The sequence below is a fragment of the Candidatus Dormiibacterota bacterium genome (genome assembly GCA_035532035.1).
Taxonomy (GTDB): Bacteria; Vulcanimicrobiota; Vulcanimicrobiia; order Vulcanimicrobiales; family Vulcanimicrobiaceae; genus Tyrphobacter.
On record DATKRS010000004.1, the window covers coordinates 332,265 to 345,417 of the forward strand.

The window sequence follows — 13,153 nt, forward strand, 5'->3', positions numbered from 1 at the left end:
CTGCCGGGGGTCGAGCGTGTCGGCGACGATCGTGGATCAGGGCCAGGCGCCCGTGCCCGGCTCCGGCGAGGGACCGCCCCTCTCCGCGCGCCCCAGGTCGCTGCGACGGCCCTGGGTGCTCACCTGCCTCTCCGTCGGGGTCGCCGCGGGGCTCGTCCTGCCTCTCGTCTTCCTGCTCATGCAGGCGAGACAGATCGGGTGGTCGACTCTTCGCCCGCTGTTGTTCCGCCAGCTGACCGTCCATCTCTTGTGGAACACCGTCAGCCTGACCGTGGTGGTGACCTTGCTCTGCGCCGTGGTCGGGACGTTGGCGGCCTGGTTCGTCGAGCGGACCGACCTCCCGGGCAGGAGGGCCTGGGCGGTCCTGGTGGTGGTCCCCCTGGGGATCCCCGACTTCGTCACCAGTTTCGGTTGGCGGTCGATCTTTCAGTCCCTGGGCGGGTTCAGTGGTGCGACCCTGGTGATGACCGTCGCCGTGTACCCCCTCGTCTACCTTCCCGTCGCCGCCAGCTTCCGGAACGCCGACCCGGCACAGGAGGAGGTCGCCCGCAGTCTCGGGCTCGGACGCGCCCGGACCTTCTGGCGGGTCACCCTGGGGCAGGCCCGGCCGGCGATCATCGGAGGGAGCCTGCTGGTGGCGTTGATCCTCCTGGCCGAGTACGGCGCCTTCGAGATCCTCGGGTTCCGGACGTTCACGACGGAGATCTTCACCGAGTCCCACGTCGCGTTCGGCGTTGCCGCGTCCTGCGCCCTGTCGCTGGTGCTGGTGCTCATCGGGGCGCTGGTGCTCGTGGGTGAAGGAGCGACGCGCGGGCGGGGGCGTTCGGCCCGCCTGGGGCCTCTGGCCCCGCGGCCGGCCCGGCCCCACCGGCTGGGGCGCGCCACTCTGCCGGTTCTCGGGGGTTTCGCCCTGCTGGTGGCTCTGGCCCTCGGGGTGCCGTTGGGGGCGATCGTCTACTGGCTGGTTCAGGGCGGACGATCCACCCTTCCCGCTGCATCCATCGGGTCGGCGGTGTGGCACACGGCGTTGTACGGGGGGGCCGCAGGCGTCCTGGCGACGGGCCTGGCCCTGCCGGTGGCCCTGCTCTCGGTCCGGCACCCGAGCCGCCTCGCCGGGATGCTCGAGCGCAGCACCTACGTGGTGCTGGCCATCCCCGGGCTCGTGGTCGCCCTGTCGCTCACGTACTTCTCCGAGCGGTATGCGGCGGGGTTCCTCTACCAGAGCACCGTGTTGCTGATCGTCGCGTACGCGGTGATGTTCTTCCCCCTGGCGCTGGTGGCGGTGCGCACGTCGGTGCTCCAGTCGCCCACCGGTCTCGAGGAGATGGCTCGTTCGCTCGGCTCCACCCGGTTGGCCGTCCTGTGGCGCGTCACCGTCCCGCTCATCGGCCCCGGCCTGGCGGCGGCGTTCTGTCTCGTCTTCCTCGAGACGGTGACCGAGCTGACCGCAACCCTGGTCCTGATCCCGACGGGGGCCCAGACCCTCTCCACCCAGTTCTGGGCCTTCTCGTCGAACATCTCCTACAGCCAGGCGGCACCCTACGCGGCGCTCATGGTCCTGGTCGCCGCCTTGCCGAGCTACGTGCTCGGACGCTGGTTCGATCGGCTCCCGGCCCGCTCGGCGGCGGCCGCATGACCGACCTGCGCATGACCGACCTGCGCATGACCGACCTGCGCATCACCGACCTGCACAAGGCGTTCGGATCCCACCCGGTGCTGCGGGGTGTCGACCTCACCGTCGAGGCAGGATCGCTCACGGCCATCCTCGGGCCCTCGGGAAGCGGCAAGACCACGTTGCTGCGGATCGTCGGCGGGTTCGAGCACGCCGACCGGGGCCTCGTGGAGATCGGCGGGACCGTTGTCGACGGCGTGGGCCGGTTCGTGTCCTCCGAGCACCGCAGGATCGGCTACGTACCCCAGGAGGGCTCGCTGTTCCCGCATCTGACGGTGGAGGCGAACGTCGGCTTCGGGCTGGGGCGGCGCCGGCGGCGCGGAGCGCGGGTCTCCGAGCTGTTGGAGATGGTCGGCCTGGGGTCGATGGGACCGCGCTACCCCCATCAGCTCTCGGGCGGCCAGCAGCAACGGGTGGCCCTGGCCCGGGCGCTCGCGGTCGATCCCCAGATCGTCCTTCTCGACGAGCCGTTCTCGTCCCTCGACGCCAGCCTCCGGGCGAGTGTCCGCAGTGACGTCCAAGCGGTGCTCCGCAGCGCCGGCACGACCGCGGTGCTGGTGACCCACGACCAGGACGAAGCGTTGTCGATCGCCGATCACGTCGCCGTCATCCGTGAAGGCCGCATCGGGCAGGCCGGCACCCCGCAAGCTCTTTACGGTCTTCCCGCCGATCCCGATCTGGCCCGGTTCTTCGGCGAGATCAACCTCGTCCGGGGAACGACGGTGGGTGGCTCGGTGCAGACCCCTTTGGGGCTTCTCCCGCTCGAGCACGGCGTCGGGCCGGCGGGGCCCGACGGCTCCGATGTCGTCGTGATGGTGCGCCCCGAGCAGATCGAGCTCACGAGGGAGCCTGGGGAAGGCGCGCTCACCGGTCAGGTGCTCAGCTTCGACTACTACGGACACGACGCCGTGGTCCGGGTCCGGCCCGATCGAGACCTGGGCGACCACGCCCTCGTCGTGCGGGTGGGCGGCGGGGTTCGTTGGGAGCCGGCGTCCCGGGTGGGTGTGACCACCCGAGGAGCGGTGGTCGCCTGGCCGGCGATGGCGGGGGACGGAGCAGGGGACCCCTGACCAGGGATGATCCCGTCCGGGGCGGCAGACCGGTCGAACGGCCACCGGGCGGCGGGACGGGCCTGCTCACGGTGGCGTCCCTCTGGAGCACGCCGGCGTAACTACCGGCGTGTGGTCCGCACCGGCTAAGGTGCGGGAGAGTCCGAGGAGCGGAGGAGGTCCGATGGACAGCCCAGCTGAGCCCGAGGTCGATGGCTTCGGGGGTCCCCAGGTCTGCACGCTGGTCGGGATCTCGTACCGGCAGCTCGACTACTGGGCCCGCACCGGGCTCCTGCGGCCTTCGCTGGCCGAGGCTCGGGGCAGCGGGACCAAGCGGCGGTATTCGTACCGGGACGTCCTCGAGGTGAAGGTCATCAAGCAGCTGCTCGACGCGGGGGTCTCCCTCCATTCGGCCCGGCGTGCGGTGGACTGCCTGCGCGAGAACCTCGGTGTCGACGTGGCCTCGGCCAACTTGGTGCTGACCGGCACCCATTCGGTGCTGGCCCGATCGAACGGGGAGGTGGTGGACCTGCTGGCCGGCGGTCAGGGCGTGTTCAACATCGTTCCCCTCTCGGGCGTGGTGGACGAGCTCGACGCGGACATCGTCCGCATCGAACGGGGCGAGCCGGTGCGTCACGACCGTCCCACGGACCGACCGGCGGCCGCCGGCACCCGCACTGCGGGTCGAGCGGCCGGGGAGTGACGAGACCCGGCTACCCCCGTCGCTGCGGGTCCGGGCACCCGTCCGGCATCCCGGCGGCCACGGTCCGGTTCGCCCATCCGTCGGAGCGGGTGTTCGCCGCCCTGCTCGACGTTCACGGTGTTCGCTGGGAGTACGAGCCGGTCGAGTTCACCCTGCGCTGGAGGGCCGACGGATCACCGGCCGCCGGCTTCCGACCCGACTTCTGGCTTCCCGAGCATCGGTGCTTCGTGGAGCTGACCACGGCCGACCAACGGCTGGTCACCCGGAAGAACGCCAAGATCCGGCGCATGCGGGAGCTCTACCCCGAGCTGGAGGTGGAGGTTGTCTACCAGCGTGACTTCCGCGCGCTGCTCGAGCGTCACGGCTTGCAGATGCCGGACACCAGCGCCGCCTAGGCTGAGCCCGTGGAAGCAGGGGCGCCGGCCGTCGCCGACGAGCAGGGTATGTTCGCCGGCGGTGGCGGGGAGCTCCGGCGCTCCCCCTTGCACGCCGCCCACGTGGGGTTCGGGGCCAAGCTCGTACCGTTCGGCGGTTGGGAGATGCCGTTGGCGTACCCGTCCGGGACGGTCGCCGAGCATCGGGCGTGCCGCACCGGCGCAGTGATCTTTGACGTCAGCCATCTGGGCACGGTCCGGGTGGAGGGGCAGGGTGCGTTCGAGCGTCTGCAGGCGGCGTTGACCAACGATCTGCGAAAGATCGGACCGGGGAGGGCGCAATACACCCACCTGCTCGGCGAGGACGGGTCGGTCGTCGACGACCTCATCGTCTGGTGGGTCGGGGACCAGCGGTTCGACGTGATGCCCAACGCATCGAACACCCACCGGGTCCGGGACGCGATCGGCGGCACCGACACGACCGCGGACCGGGCGGTTCTCGCCGTGCAGGGTCCCGAGGCCCGACGGCGCCTCGCCGCCGTGGCACCCGAGGCGGCGGCCGTGGAGCGTTTCGCGGTGGAGAGGTTCGAGTGGCGGGGGGCCCGGTGCGTGGCTGCGGGTACCGGGTACACCGGTGAGGACGGGGTGGAGTGCGCCGTCCCGGCCGCTGCGGCCGGAGACCTCTGGGCGGCGATCGTCGGGGCCGGGGTGGTTCCGGCGGGCTTGGGGGCGCGCGACACGCTCCGGCTCGAGGCCGGGCTCCCGCTCCACGGCCATGAGCTGGGTCCCGGGATCACCCCGCTGCAGGCCGGGCTGGGTTGGGTCGTGGGCTGGGACAAGGGACCCTTCCCCGGGCGCGCGGCGCTCGAGCGGGAGCGGGCCGACGGCCCGGCCCGGAGCCTCCGGGGGCTCCTGGCCGACGGCAGGCAACCGCCGCGCGAGGGCGCGGTCGTGACGGTCGCGGGGCAGCCCGTCGGAACGGTGACCAGCGGCAATTTCTCCCCGATGCTCCAGAGGGGGATCGCGCTGGCCCTCGTGGAGGCGGCGGCGCTGCACGAGGGCGACGACGTCACGGTGGAACAGCGCGGACGGTCCCTCGGTGCCTCCGTCGTGCGGTTGCCGTTCTGGCGGCGCGGGGCGGGCTGATGGGCGACTACCTTCCCCACACCGAGGCGGAGATCGCCTCGATGCTCGGCTTCATCGGGCTGGACTCGCTCGACGAGCTCTTCGCCGCGGTACCCGAGGCCCTCCGGATCAGCGGCGGCCTGGCCTTGGCCGACGGCGTTCCCGAGCCCGATGTGCTCGACCGGGTCCAGCGGTTGGCCGAGGCCAACATCGCCCGGTCCGACCACCTGGTCTGCTTCGCCGGTGGCGGCGCGTACGACCACGAGGTGCCGCCGGTGGTGAAGGCACTGGCCGGGCGCTCGGAGTTCGTGACCTCCTACACCCCGTACCAGCCCGAGGTGGCCCAGGGCGTGCTGCAGGCGGTCTTCGAGTACCAGACGATGGTCGCCCGCCTGGCCGGCCTGCCCGTGGCCAACGCCTCGCTCTACGACGGGGCGAGCGCCCTGGTGGAAGGGGTCAACCTCGGCGTGGGCGTGACCGGGCGCGAGGGGGTCTGGCTGTCGGCGGGGGTGCACCCGCACTGGCGTGCCGTGCTGGCCACCTTCGCCGCGGGGACGGGTCACCAGGTAGAGGTGGTACCCCTCGTCGACGGCCGCACGGCGTGGCCGCCCCTCACCGGCGGGTCCGGGGCCGAGGTCGACCGTCCGGGGGTCGTGGTCGTGGGCTACCCGAACTACCTCGGGTGTATCGAGGACCTGGCCGAGGTCCGCCGGCTGTGCGACGCGCTCGGCGCGGTGATGGTGGTGGTGGCCGACCCGGTATCGGCCGGGATCCTCCGTTCGCCCGGCGAGCAGGGGGCCGACGTGGTGGTCGGGGAGGGACAGGCCTTCGGCACCCCGCTCGGTTTCGGTGGCCCGTACCTCGGGCTGTTCGCCTGCACGCTCGAGCACGTCCGCCGGCTCCCCGGGCGCCTGGTCGGCGAGACGGTCGACTCGGAGGGCACCCGCGCCTACGTCACCACGCTGCGTGCCCGCGAGCAGGACATCCGGCGCGAGAAGGCCACCTCCAACGTGTGCACGAACCAGACGCTGATGGCGGTCACGGCGGCGGTCCAGCTGGGCTGGCTCGGCACCTCGGGGCTGGCCGAGGTGGCGCTGCGCAGTGCCCGCGGCACCCGCTACTGCCGCGAGGCGTTGGCCGGGGTCGACGGGGTGACGCCGCTCACTGCCGCCACGCCGGTGGTGCGCGAGTTCGCCGTGCTGACCCCGACGCCGGCCCGCACGGTGGTCCGGCGGCTGGCCGAGGACGGGTTCCTCGCCGGGCTGGCACTGGCCGACCTGGTCGGGGAGGGCGGCGACGGCTCGGTGGGGCCCGAGCAGGCCGAGCACGGACTGCTCGTTGCCGTCACCGAACGCCGGACCGCCGCGGAGATCGACGCGTTCGTGGCGGCCCTCGACAAGGCGGTGAGATCGTGAGTGCCCCGATGAGCGAGCCGGGGACAGCGGCGGCCGGCGGCCGGGCGGCAAGTGCTCCACTGCTCGGCAACATGGCCGAGCCCACGATCTTCGAGCTGTCGCAACCGGGCCGGTCGAGCTGGCAGCTGCGGACCACGGGCATCCCGGAGTGGAGCGTGGAGGAACTGGTGCCGGCGGAGCATCGGCGGAGCGATCCGGTCCCCTTGGCCGAGGTGTCCGAGCGGGACCTGGTGGGGCACTTCACCCGGCTCAGCCACCGGCAGTTCTCCGTCGACCTCGGCGCGTACCCGCTCGGCTCGTGCACGATGAAGTACAACCCGAAGACCTGCGACACCGTGGCCGGGCTCCCGGGGCTGTCCAACGTCCACCCGGGGGCGCCTGCCGCCCTGACCCAGGGATGGCTCGAGCTCCTCGTCGATCTCGAGGAGATGCTGTGCGAGATCACCGGGATGGCCGCCGCCACCCTGCAACCGGCGGCCGGTGCCGCGGGCGAGCTCACCGGCCTGCTCCTGATGCGGGCGTGGCACGACGCCCAGGGCGAGCAGCGCCGCCGGGTGGTCATCCCCGATTCGGCACACGGCACCAACCCCGCGTCGGTGACGTTGGGCGGCTACGAAGTGACCACCGTCCCGAGCGACGAGCGCGGCTGTGTCGACATGGCGGCGCTGCGCAGCGTGCTCGACACCGACGTTGCCGGCATCATGCTGACCAATCCGAACACGCTCGGGCTCTTCGAAGAGGACATCGTCCCGATCGCCGAGGCGGTGCACGAGGTGGGGGGGCTCCTCTACTACGACGGCGCCAACCTGAACGCCATCCTCGGGGTGGTGCGGCCCGGGGACATGGGGTTCGACATCGTGCACATGAACCTGCACAAGACCTTCGCCACTCCACACGGCGGGGGAGGGCCCGGCGCCGGCCCCGTCGCCGTCTCGCCCCGGTTGGTCGACTTCCTCCCCGGCCCCCGGCCGGTCCGGATCGCCGGCGGAGCCACGAGTGGCGCCGGGCCGGCCGACCCCGGGGTCCGGGCGACCGCGGACCCGGAGAGCGGGACGGGCGACCTTCGGTTCGGCTGGTCGGTGCCGCCGCACTCGGTCGGTCGGGTCCACAGCTGGCACGGCAACGCGCTGGTGCTCGCCCGAGCGCTCGCGTACATCACGGTGCACGGCGGTGACGGGTTACGGCGGGTGGCCGAGCGAGCCGTGCTCAACGCCAACTGGGTCCGCACGCGCCTGTCGGGCGTGTACGACGTGCCGTTCGACCGGACGTGCATGCACGAGGTCGTCCTCGCCGCCTCGACTCTCCGCAAGCAGCACGGGCTCAGGGCGCTCGACGTCGCCAAGCGCCTTCTCGAGGAAGGCTTCCACTCGCCGACCGTGTACTTCCCGCTGGTCGTCGACGAGGCGCTCATGATCGAGCCGACCGAGACCGAGAGCCTCCAGACGCTCGAGGCATTGGCCGACGCGCTCGAACGGATCGCCGCCGGCGCGGCGGTCGACGACAGCTTCAAGGCTGCGCCGCGCACCACGCCGGTGCGGCGGGTGGACGAGGCCCGCGCGGCCCGCACCTTGGTCCCCACGTTCGACGCCCGCGGCTGAACTGTCTGCCGCGGGCGTCCGGCCGGCCGGAGCCGGGCGCGGGCCCGGATCGGGTCAGAGTGCCCCGCCGAGAGCGATGCCGGCCACCGCTCCGAGCACTGCCAGCGTCATGCCCCCCAGGGCGTACAGGACGGCCAGGCCGATCCGGCCGAGGGTGGCGAGCTGCACCGTCTCCCAGCTGGCCGTGGACCAGGTCGTCAGGCCCCCGCAGAGGCCGGTGCCGACGATCGACCGCCATCGCCCGGGCAGGTCGTGGTACCAGAACGCGCCGGTGACCGCGCCCATGACGAACGAACCGACCACGTTGACCACGAGCGTCCCGTAGGGCACGCTCGCCGAGCCGGGATGGATGCGGGAGGGGCGTTCCTGCAGGGCGCCGTCCACGAGGTGTCGCAGCAGGGCCCCGAGGCCTCCGGCCACCCCGACGACGATCGCCGTCAGCACCACTGCTCCCCGGCGGGCACGGCTGAGGTCACTCGAGCGGGTCCGACGTGAGCGCTGCGGCGGTGCGGCGGAGACCGAACGGACCCAACGAGATCCCGAGGGCGACGGCGGCGATCCCGGCGGCGAGGGTGGCGGCGAGGTAGGCGGCGGCCAGGCCGAGCTGGCCCCCCTTACCCAGTGTGGTCGCCTCCACTACCAGGGTAGAATAGGTCGTCCAACCGCCGAGGATGCCGGTCCCTATGAAGGGCCTGGCGTACGGGCTTGGCCGCCGGCTCCCGCCCAGCAGGGCCAGGAGGAACCCGAGCAGGAAGGCGCCGCTGGTGTTGATGGTGAAGGTGACGAGCGGGAAGTGCCCTGCCGGGGTGGGCCAGGCCAGCTCGAGCTCGTAGCGGCCCAGGGTCCCGAGCAGGCCGCCGGCGATGATGCACGTGAGAAACCGCGGGTGGGCCCAATGGAGACCGGTCGGCACGGGCTCGGTCGTCACGGGCTCGGTCGTCACGGGCTCGGCGTCGGGCATGGTCCTCCTCCTTCCGGAACAGGAACCATCAGCCGTCACCGAGCGCTTCAGGGGCCCCGAGCTGCAGACCACCCCCGGCGGGATCCATCGCCGGGCGGGAAGCTCCCCGCGTCGGGCATCGTAGCGGGGAGCCCGGCCGTCGCGAAACTCGCCAACGGGTCCGAACGGACCCACCACCCGAAATTCGCCGGGCCTCGGTCGGGCGCAGACGCGAGGCGGGCCCCCGGTCGGCCGAGGGGGCCGGTCCGGGGGTCCGCCTCGCACGTCGGGCTCGCGCCGCTGTGCGTCCCTCCGGATCGGGAGGGCGATGGCGCTGGGGAACTAGGCGCCGGCCTTCTTGGCCGTGGGGACCGCCGGTGCGGGGCGGGTGGCCAACGCCGCCATCTCGGAAGCGAAGGCGCGCTGGGTGGCCAGGATCCGCTCGACGAAGCCGAAACCGGCGTCGACGGCTTGCTGCGGCGAAGGCAGACGGTCGACGAGGGGGAGCTTGGGGGCGTCGGGGATCATCCCGTCAAAGGTGTCGGCTGTCTTCCGCGCGGCGCCGAGGGTCCATCGCTGGCTGGTCTCGACCGCTTTGACGACGCCGTTCTGGACGGAGTTGGTGATCTCGAGGGCGGTAGGCATGGGAACCTCACTTGGGATGATTGGTGGTTTGCTTACTATATCAAGCATTCCGGGCGTGCGTCAAGGCCCCGGTGGTGATCAGCCGGCTTCGGCGGCCTGAACCGGGCCCGGGGGATCGGCGGGGTCAGGCGCCGAAATTGGCGCGCAGGACCTTCTTGTCGAACTTGCCCACGCTGGTCTTGGGGACGGCGTCGATGATCTCGAGCCTTGTCGGGAGCTGCCAGTGGGCGAAGCCGCTCGCCGTCAGGTGCGTGTGGACTTCTTGGAGCGTGACCTCGCCGCCGCCCCGGAGCACCACACAGGCGAGGGGCCGCTCCTGCCACTTCGGGTCCGGGACGGCCACCACGGCCGCCTCGAGCACGGCGGGCATCGCCATGATCGCGGACTCCATCTCCACCGAGGAGATCCACTCCCCCCCGGACTTGATGAGGTCCTTCGTCCGGTCGGCGATGACGAAGTAGCCGCCCGGTGACCCGATCGCCACGTCACCGGTGCGGAACCATCCGTCGGTGGCGAAGTTCTCGTCGCCCTCGTCCTTCAGGTACCCGTCGATCACCCAGGGACCCCGGACGTACAGGTTGCCCATCGTCTCGCCGTCGAAGGGCAACGCGCGTCCTTCCTCGTCGCGGATGCTGACGTCCACGCCGGGGAGTGGGATCCCGGCCTGGATCCTCGCGGCGTCGGTCACCCGCTCCTCGTCCCATCCGCGCATTCGTTCCTGCGGCCAGGCGACCGAGGCCAGGGGGGAGGTCTCGGTCATGCCCCAGGCCTGGACGATCCGGAGGCCGAAGTCCTCCCAGTACCGGGTGATGAGGGCGCGGGGAGGCTGGCTGCCGCCCACGATGATGTGGCGCATGTCCGGCAAGCCGCCGCGTGCGCCCACCTCGTCGGCCACGGTGAGCCAGATGGTGGGAACGCCGGCGCTGACCGTGACCCGCTCGGTCACCAGGAGGTCGACGAACGGTCCGGCGAGGAGCGGACCGGCGAAGTAGACCTGCTTCGCTCCCGCGAGGGTCGAGCCGTACGGCATCCCCCAGGCATTGGCGTGGAACATCGGTACCTGGCTCAGGACGGAATCGCCCGGACCGATGGCCATGGCCGTGGCCGAGGTCACGGCGAACGCATGAAGGAAGGTGGAGCGGTGCGTGTACTGAGCGCCTTTGGGCCGGCCCGTGGTTCCCGACGTGTAACAGAGCCCGAGCGGGGTCCGTTCGGGAATGTCGATGGGGGAGTACGAGCTCGCCCGGTCGGCGATCAGGTCCTCGTAGGCGATCACCCCGTCGAGCGAGGTGTCGGGGACGCGGTCGTCGAGCACGATGACGTGGCGGAGACCGGGGACCCGGCCGCGGATCTCCTCGATCAACGGGAGGAAGTCGGGATCGACGAGCACCGCCCGGTCGTCCGCGTGGCCGATGATGTAGGCGAGGTCCTCGGGCGACAGGCGGGCGTTGAGCGTGTGCAGGACGCGACCGGTGCAGGGGATGGCGAAGTACGACTCGAGATGGCGGTAGCTGTTCCAGGCCAGGGTGGCGACCCGCTCGCCCCGTTGGACGCCCAGCCCGTCGAGGGCGTGCATCAGCTGTTGGGCGCGTCCGGCGAAATCCCCGTACGTGTAGCGGTGCAGTTCCCCGGAGGGGAGGCGACTGACCACCTCGGCGTCCGGCGCGTACTTCGGGGCGTGCTCGAACATCAGCCACGAGTTCAGCTCGACGTCCATCATGACGGGGTCTCCGGGTGGTCGATGCAGGGAGGATAGTCCCGCCCGGGGGCTCGGGAAGGCCCGGGGGCACCGCTTCGCGAGCGGGGTCCCTACCGCTCCATCACGTAAAGGCCCGGTGCGGGCTCGATGGGCGGGTGCTCTTTGCTGCCGAGCCCGGTGGCCGGTGCCCGTTGGTCGCCGGACCGCGGGGCCAGCCACCCGGCCCATCGTTCCCACCACGATCCCTGGTGTTGGACTGCACCGGCCAACCATTTGTCGGGGCCGGTGCCGGTGGCCGGGCCGCTGGCGTAGGTCATCTTCGGGTTGCCGGGGGGGTTGACCAGGCTCTGGATATGGCCGGACGAGGAGAGGGTGAACTCGCTCGGCCCCCCGAGGAGCCTTGTGGTGGAGTAGCACGCCCGCCATGCGGTCAGGTGGTCGTTGCTGGCAGCCACGACGAAGTTGTCGCATTTGACCTGGGCCAGCTCCACCGTGGTCCCGAGGGTCTTCAGCGTGCCGGCGGAGAAGGAGTCGTTGCGGAAGATGTCGAGGAAGTCGGCGTGGAGCGAGGCCGGGAGGCGCGTGCTGTCGGCGTTCCAGGCCAGGACGTCAAAGGTCGGGGGGTCCTCGCCGAGCAGGTTGTTGCTCACCCAGTAGTTCCAGAGCAGTTCGTTGGGCCTGAGGAGGGCGAAGAGGAGCCGGGTGGCGTTGCCGTCGAGCACGCCTGCCCGCTCCGAGGAACGGATGGCGTTGCGGACGACGGAGGCGGATCCGAACATGCCGATCATGGTGGGCTCGGAGAAGTCGAGCAGGGTGACGGCGAAGGTCGCAGAGTGCACCAGCGGGTCGCCGATGGCGGCGAGATGACCGATGACCGCCGCGGTCGTGATGCCTCCGGCGCAGAGCGCGATGGTATTGACCCGGTCGCTGCCCGTGATCTCCTGGGCGGCCCGCAGGGCTTCGATCGCCGCGCCGGCGTACTTGTCGAGATCCCAGTCGTGGTGCTCGGCGGTCGGGTTCCGCCAGCTGACGACGAACACCTGAAATCCCTGGCGCACCGCGTACTCGACGAGGCTTCGCCCGGGCGCCATGTCCATGAAATAGAACTTGTTGATCTGCGGGGGGATCAGGACCACGGGGAGCGAGTACACGGCCGGCGTCTGGGGGCTGTACTGGATGAGCTCGCATACCTCGTTGCGGTACACGACCGCTCCGGGTGTCACCGCCAGGTTCTTGCCCACGGTGAACGCACCGGGCTTCACCGATCGGGGCACGCCGGAGTTGTGGCGGATGTCGCGGCCGATGTTCCGGAGACCTCGCAAGAGGCTCTTGCCCCCCGTCTCCCATGCGCGCTCGAGGGCATCGGGGTTGAGGGGGAGGAAATTGGTGGGGGACAGCGCCGAGGTCATCAACCGGGTGGCGAATTGGGCCCGTTCGGTGGTACGCCAGTCGAGATCGGCGTCCGCGACGATCCGGTCGACGACCTGGGCCCAAGCCAGGTACCCCTGGGCGAGCCGGCGAAATGCCGGGTTCTCGCTCCACGCCCGGTTGGCGAAGCGCCAATCCTTGGGCTCGGGTCGGACGCCGGACCTCCCGACCGTGATCTTCCCGAGCTCGACCCCGAGGTCGGCCATGCGCCGGGGGGCATTGCGCGAGCGGACGGCGACCTTGGCGAGCGCCCCGAGGAGACCGAGCGAGTCGGCGCGCGCGAGAACCTCGCCGCTCTCGACGGCCTCCTCGAAGTCCTGCGGTGAGAACACCTTCGACATCGCACCCACCCCACGGCTTCCGTACGACGGTCCTGCTCTGATTAGAGCCTCGTTCGACGTCGGCGTCAACGCGCGCCATGAGCGATCGGCGACCAGGAACGGTTCCGGGTCCCGGGTGGCGTAGCCGAACTGCCGGGAAGGTCGCCGCCGTCCGTGGTGGTGCG

12 protein-coding genes are annotated in these 13,153 nt (G+C 71.4%); 7 read left to right on the plus strand and 5 right to left on the minus strand.

The window, feature by feature from the left end; genetic code table 11:
• Window positions 1–115 precede the first annotated feature (115 nt).
• The 7 genes from VMV82_02265 to gcvPB all read left to right on the plus strand — a co-directional run bounded on the left by VMV82_02265 (window position 116) and on the right by gcvPB (window position 7,936).
• A complete protein-coding gene (locus tag VMV82_02265; protein HUY40374.1) occupies window positions 116–1,636 on the plus strand; it encodes an iron ABC transporter permease in 1,521 nt (506 codons plus the stop codon).
• Entirely contained in the window at window positions 1,633–2,742 is a 1,110-nt protein-coding gene (locus VMV82_02270) for an ABC transporter ATP-binding protein (GenBank protein ID HUY40375.1), read from the plus strand. The genes VMV82_02265 and VMV82_02270 overlap by 4 nt, the downstream gene beginning before the upstream one ends.
• A gap of 163 nt (window positions 2,743–2,905) precedes the next feature.
• Window positions 2,906–3,424, plus strand: a complete 519-nt coding sequence (locus VMV82_02275; protein ID HUY40376.1) for a MerR family transcriptional regulator — start codon at window positions 2,906–2,908, stop codon at window positions 3,422–3,424.
• Entirely contained in the window at window positions 3,421–3,819 is a 399-nt protein-coding gene (locus VMV82_02280; GenBank protein ID HUY40377.1) for a hypothetical protein, read from the plus strand. Before VMV82_02275 ends, VMV82_02280 begins: the two co-directional genes overlap by 4 nt.
• Before the next feature lie 9 nt (window positions 3,820–3,828).
• Entirely contained in the window at window positions 3,829–4,944 is a 1,116-nt protein-coding gene (gene gcvT, locus VMV82_02285; protein HUY40378.1) for a glycine cleavage system aminomethyltransferase GcvT, read from the plus strand.
• On the plus strand, window positions 4,944–6,338 hold the full coding sequence (gene gcvPA, locus VMV82_02290) for an aminomethyl-transferring glycine dehydrogenase subunit GcvPA (protein HUY40379.1): 1,395 nt from the start codon (window positions 4,944–4,946) through the stop codon (window positions 6,336–6,338). Before gcvT ends, gcvPA begins: the two co-directional genes overlap by 1 nt.
• Window positions 6,339–6,409: 71 nt before the next feature.
• Window positions 6,410–7,936: an aminomethyl-transferring glycine dehydrogenase subunit GcvPB gene (gcvPB, locus tag VMV82_02295; GenBank protein HUY40380.1), complete on the plus strand. Its 1,527-nt coding sequence runs from the start codon at window positions 6,410–6,412 to the stop codon at window positions 7,934–7,936.
• Between the two features lie 54 nt (window positions 7,937–7,990).
• Here the strand turns inward: gcvPB and VMV82_02300 are convergent, their stop codons facing one another.
• The 5 genes from VMV82_02300 to VMV82_02320 form a co-directional block, all read right to left on the minus strand.
• The gene (locus VMV82_02300) at window positions 7,991–8,380 is read right to left on the minus strand and encodes a CrcB family protein (protein ID HUY40381.1); all 390 of its coding nucleotides are present in this window, start codon (window positions 8,378–8,380) and stop codon (window positions 7,991–7,993) included.
• A 28-nt stretch (window positions 8,381–8,408) separates the two neighbouring features.
• Entirely contained in the window at window positions 8,409–8,897 is a 489-nt protein-coding gene (locus VMV82_02305) for a CrcB family protein (GenBank protein HUY40382.1), read from the minus strand.
• Between the two features lie 321 nt (window positions 8,898–9,218).
• The gene (locus VMV82_02310; GenBank protein HUY40383.1) at window positions 9,219–9,521 is read right to left on the minus strand and encodes a hypothetical protein; all 303 of its coding nucleotides are present in this window, start codon (window positions 9,519–9,521) and stop codon (window positions 9,219–9,221) included.
• A 124-nt stretch (window positions 9,522–9,645) separates the two neighbouring features.
• Window positions 9,646–11,241: a long-chain fatty acid--CoA ligase gene (locus tag VMV82_02315; protein ID HUY40384.1), complete on the minus strand. Its 1,596-nt coding sequence runs from the start codon at window positions 11,239–11,241 to the stop codon at window positions 9,646–9,648.
• 89 nt (window positions 11,242–11,330) lie between these two features.
• Window positions 11,331–12,989 (minus strand): alpha/beta fold hydrolase, encoded by a 1,659-nt coding sequence (locus tag VMV82_02320; GenBank protein HUY40385.1) that lies wholly within the window; start codon window positions 12,987–12,989, stop codon window positions 11,331–11,333.
• Window positions 12,990–13,153: the final 164 nt, after the last annotated feature.

Bases quoted from the DNA above. Each gene is read 5' to 3' on its own strand.
- VMV82_02270 (HUY40375.1), top strand. From the start codon at position 1,633: ATGACCGACCTGCGCATGACCGACCTGCGCATGACCGACCTGCGCATC.
- VMV82_02320 (HUY40385.1), bottom strand. From the start codon at position 12,989: ATGTCGAAGGTGTTCTCACCGCAGGACTTCGAGGAGGCCGTCGAGAGC.
- VMV82_02275 (HUY40376.1), top strand. From the start codon at position 2,906: ATGGACAGCCCAGCTGAGCCCGAGGTCGATGGCTTCGGGGGTCCCCAG.
- VMV82_02305 (HUY40382.1), bottom strand. From the start codon at position 8,897: ATGCCCGACGCCGAGCCCGTGACGACCGAGCCCGTGACGACCGAGCCC.
- VMV82_02310 (HUY40383.1), bottom strand. From the start codon at position 9,521: ATGCCTACCGCCCTCGAGATCACCAACTCCGTCCAGAACGGCGTCGTC.
- gcvPA (HUY40379.1), top strand. From the start codon at position 4,944: ATGGGCGACTACCTTCCCCACACCGAGGCGGAGATCGCCTCGATGCTC.
- gcvPB (HUY40380.1), top strand. From the start codon at position 6,410: ATGGCCGAGCCCACGATCTTCGAGCTGTCGCAACCGGGCCGGTCGAGC.
- VMV82_02315 (HUY40384.1), bottom strand. From the start codon at position 11,241: ATGATGGACGTCGAGCTGAACTCGTGGCTGATGTTCGAGCACGCCCCG.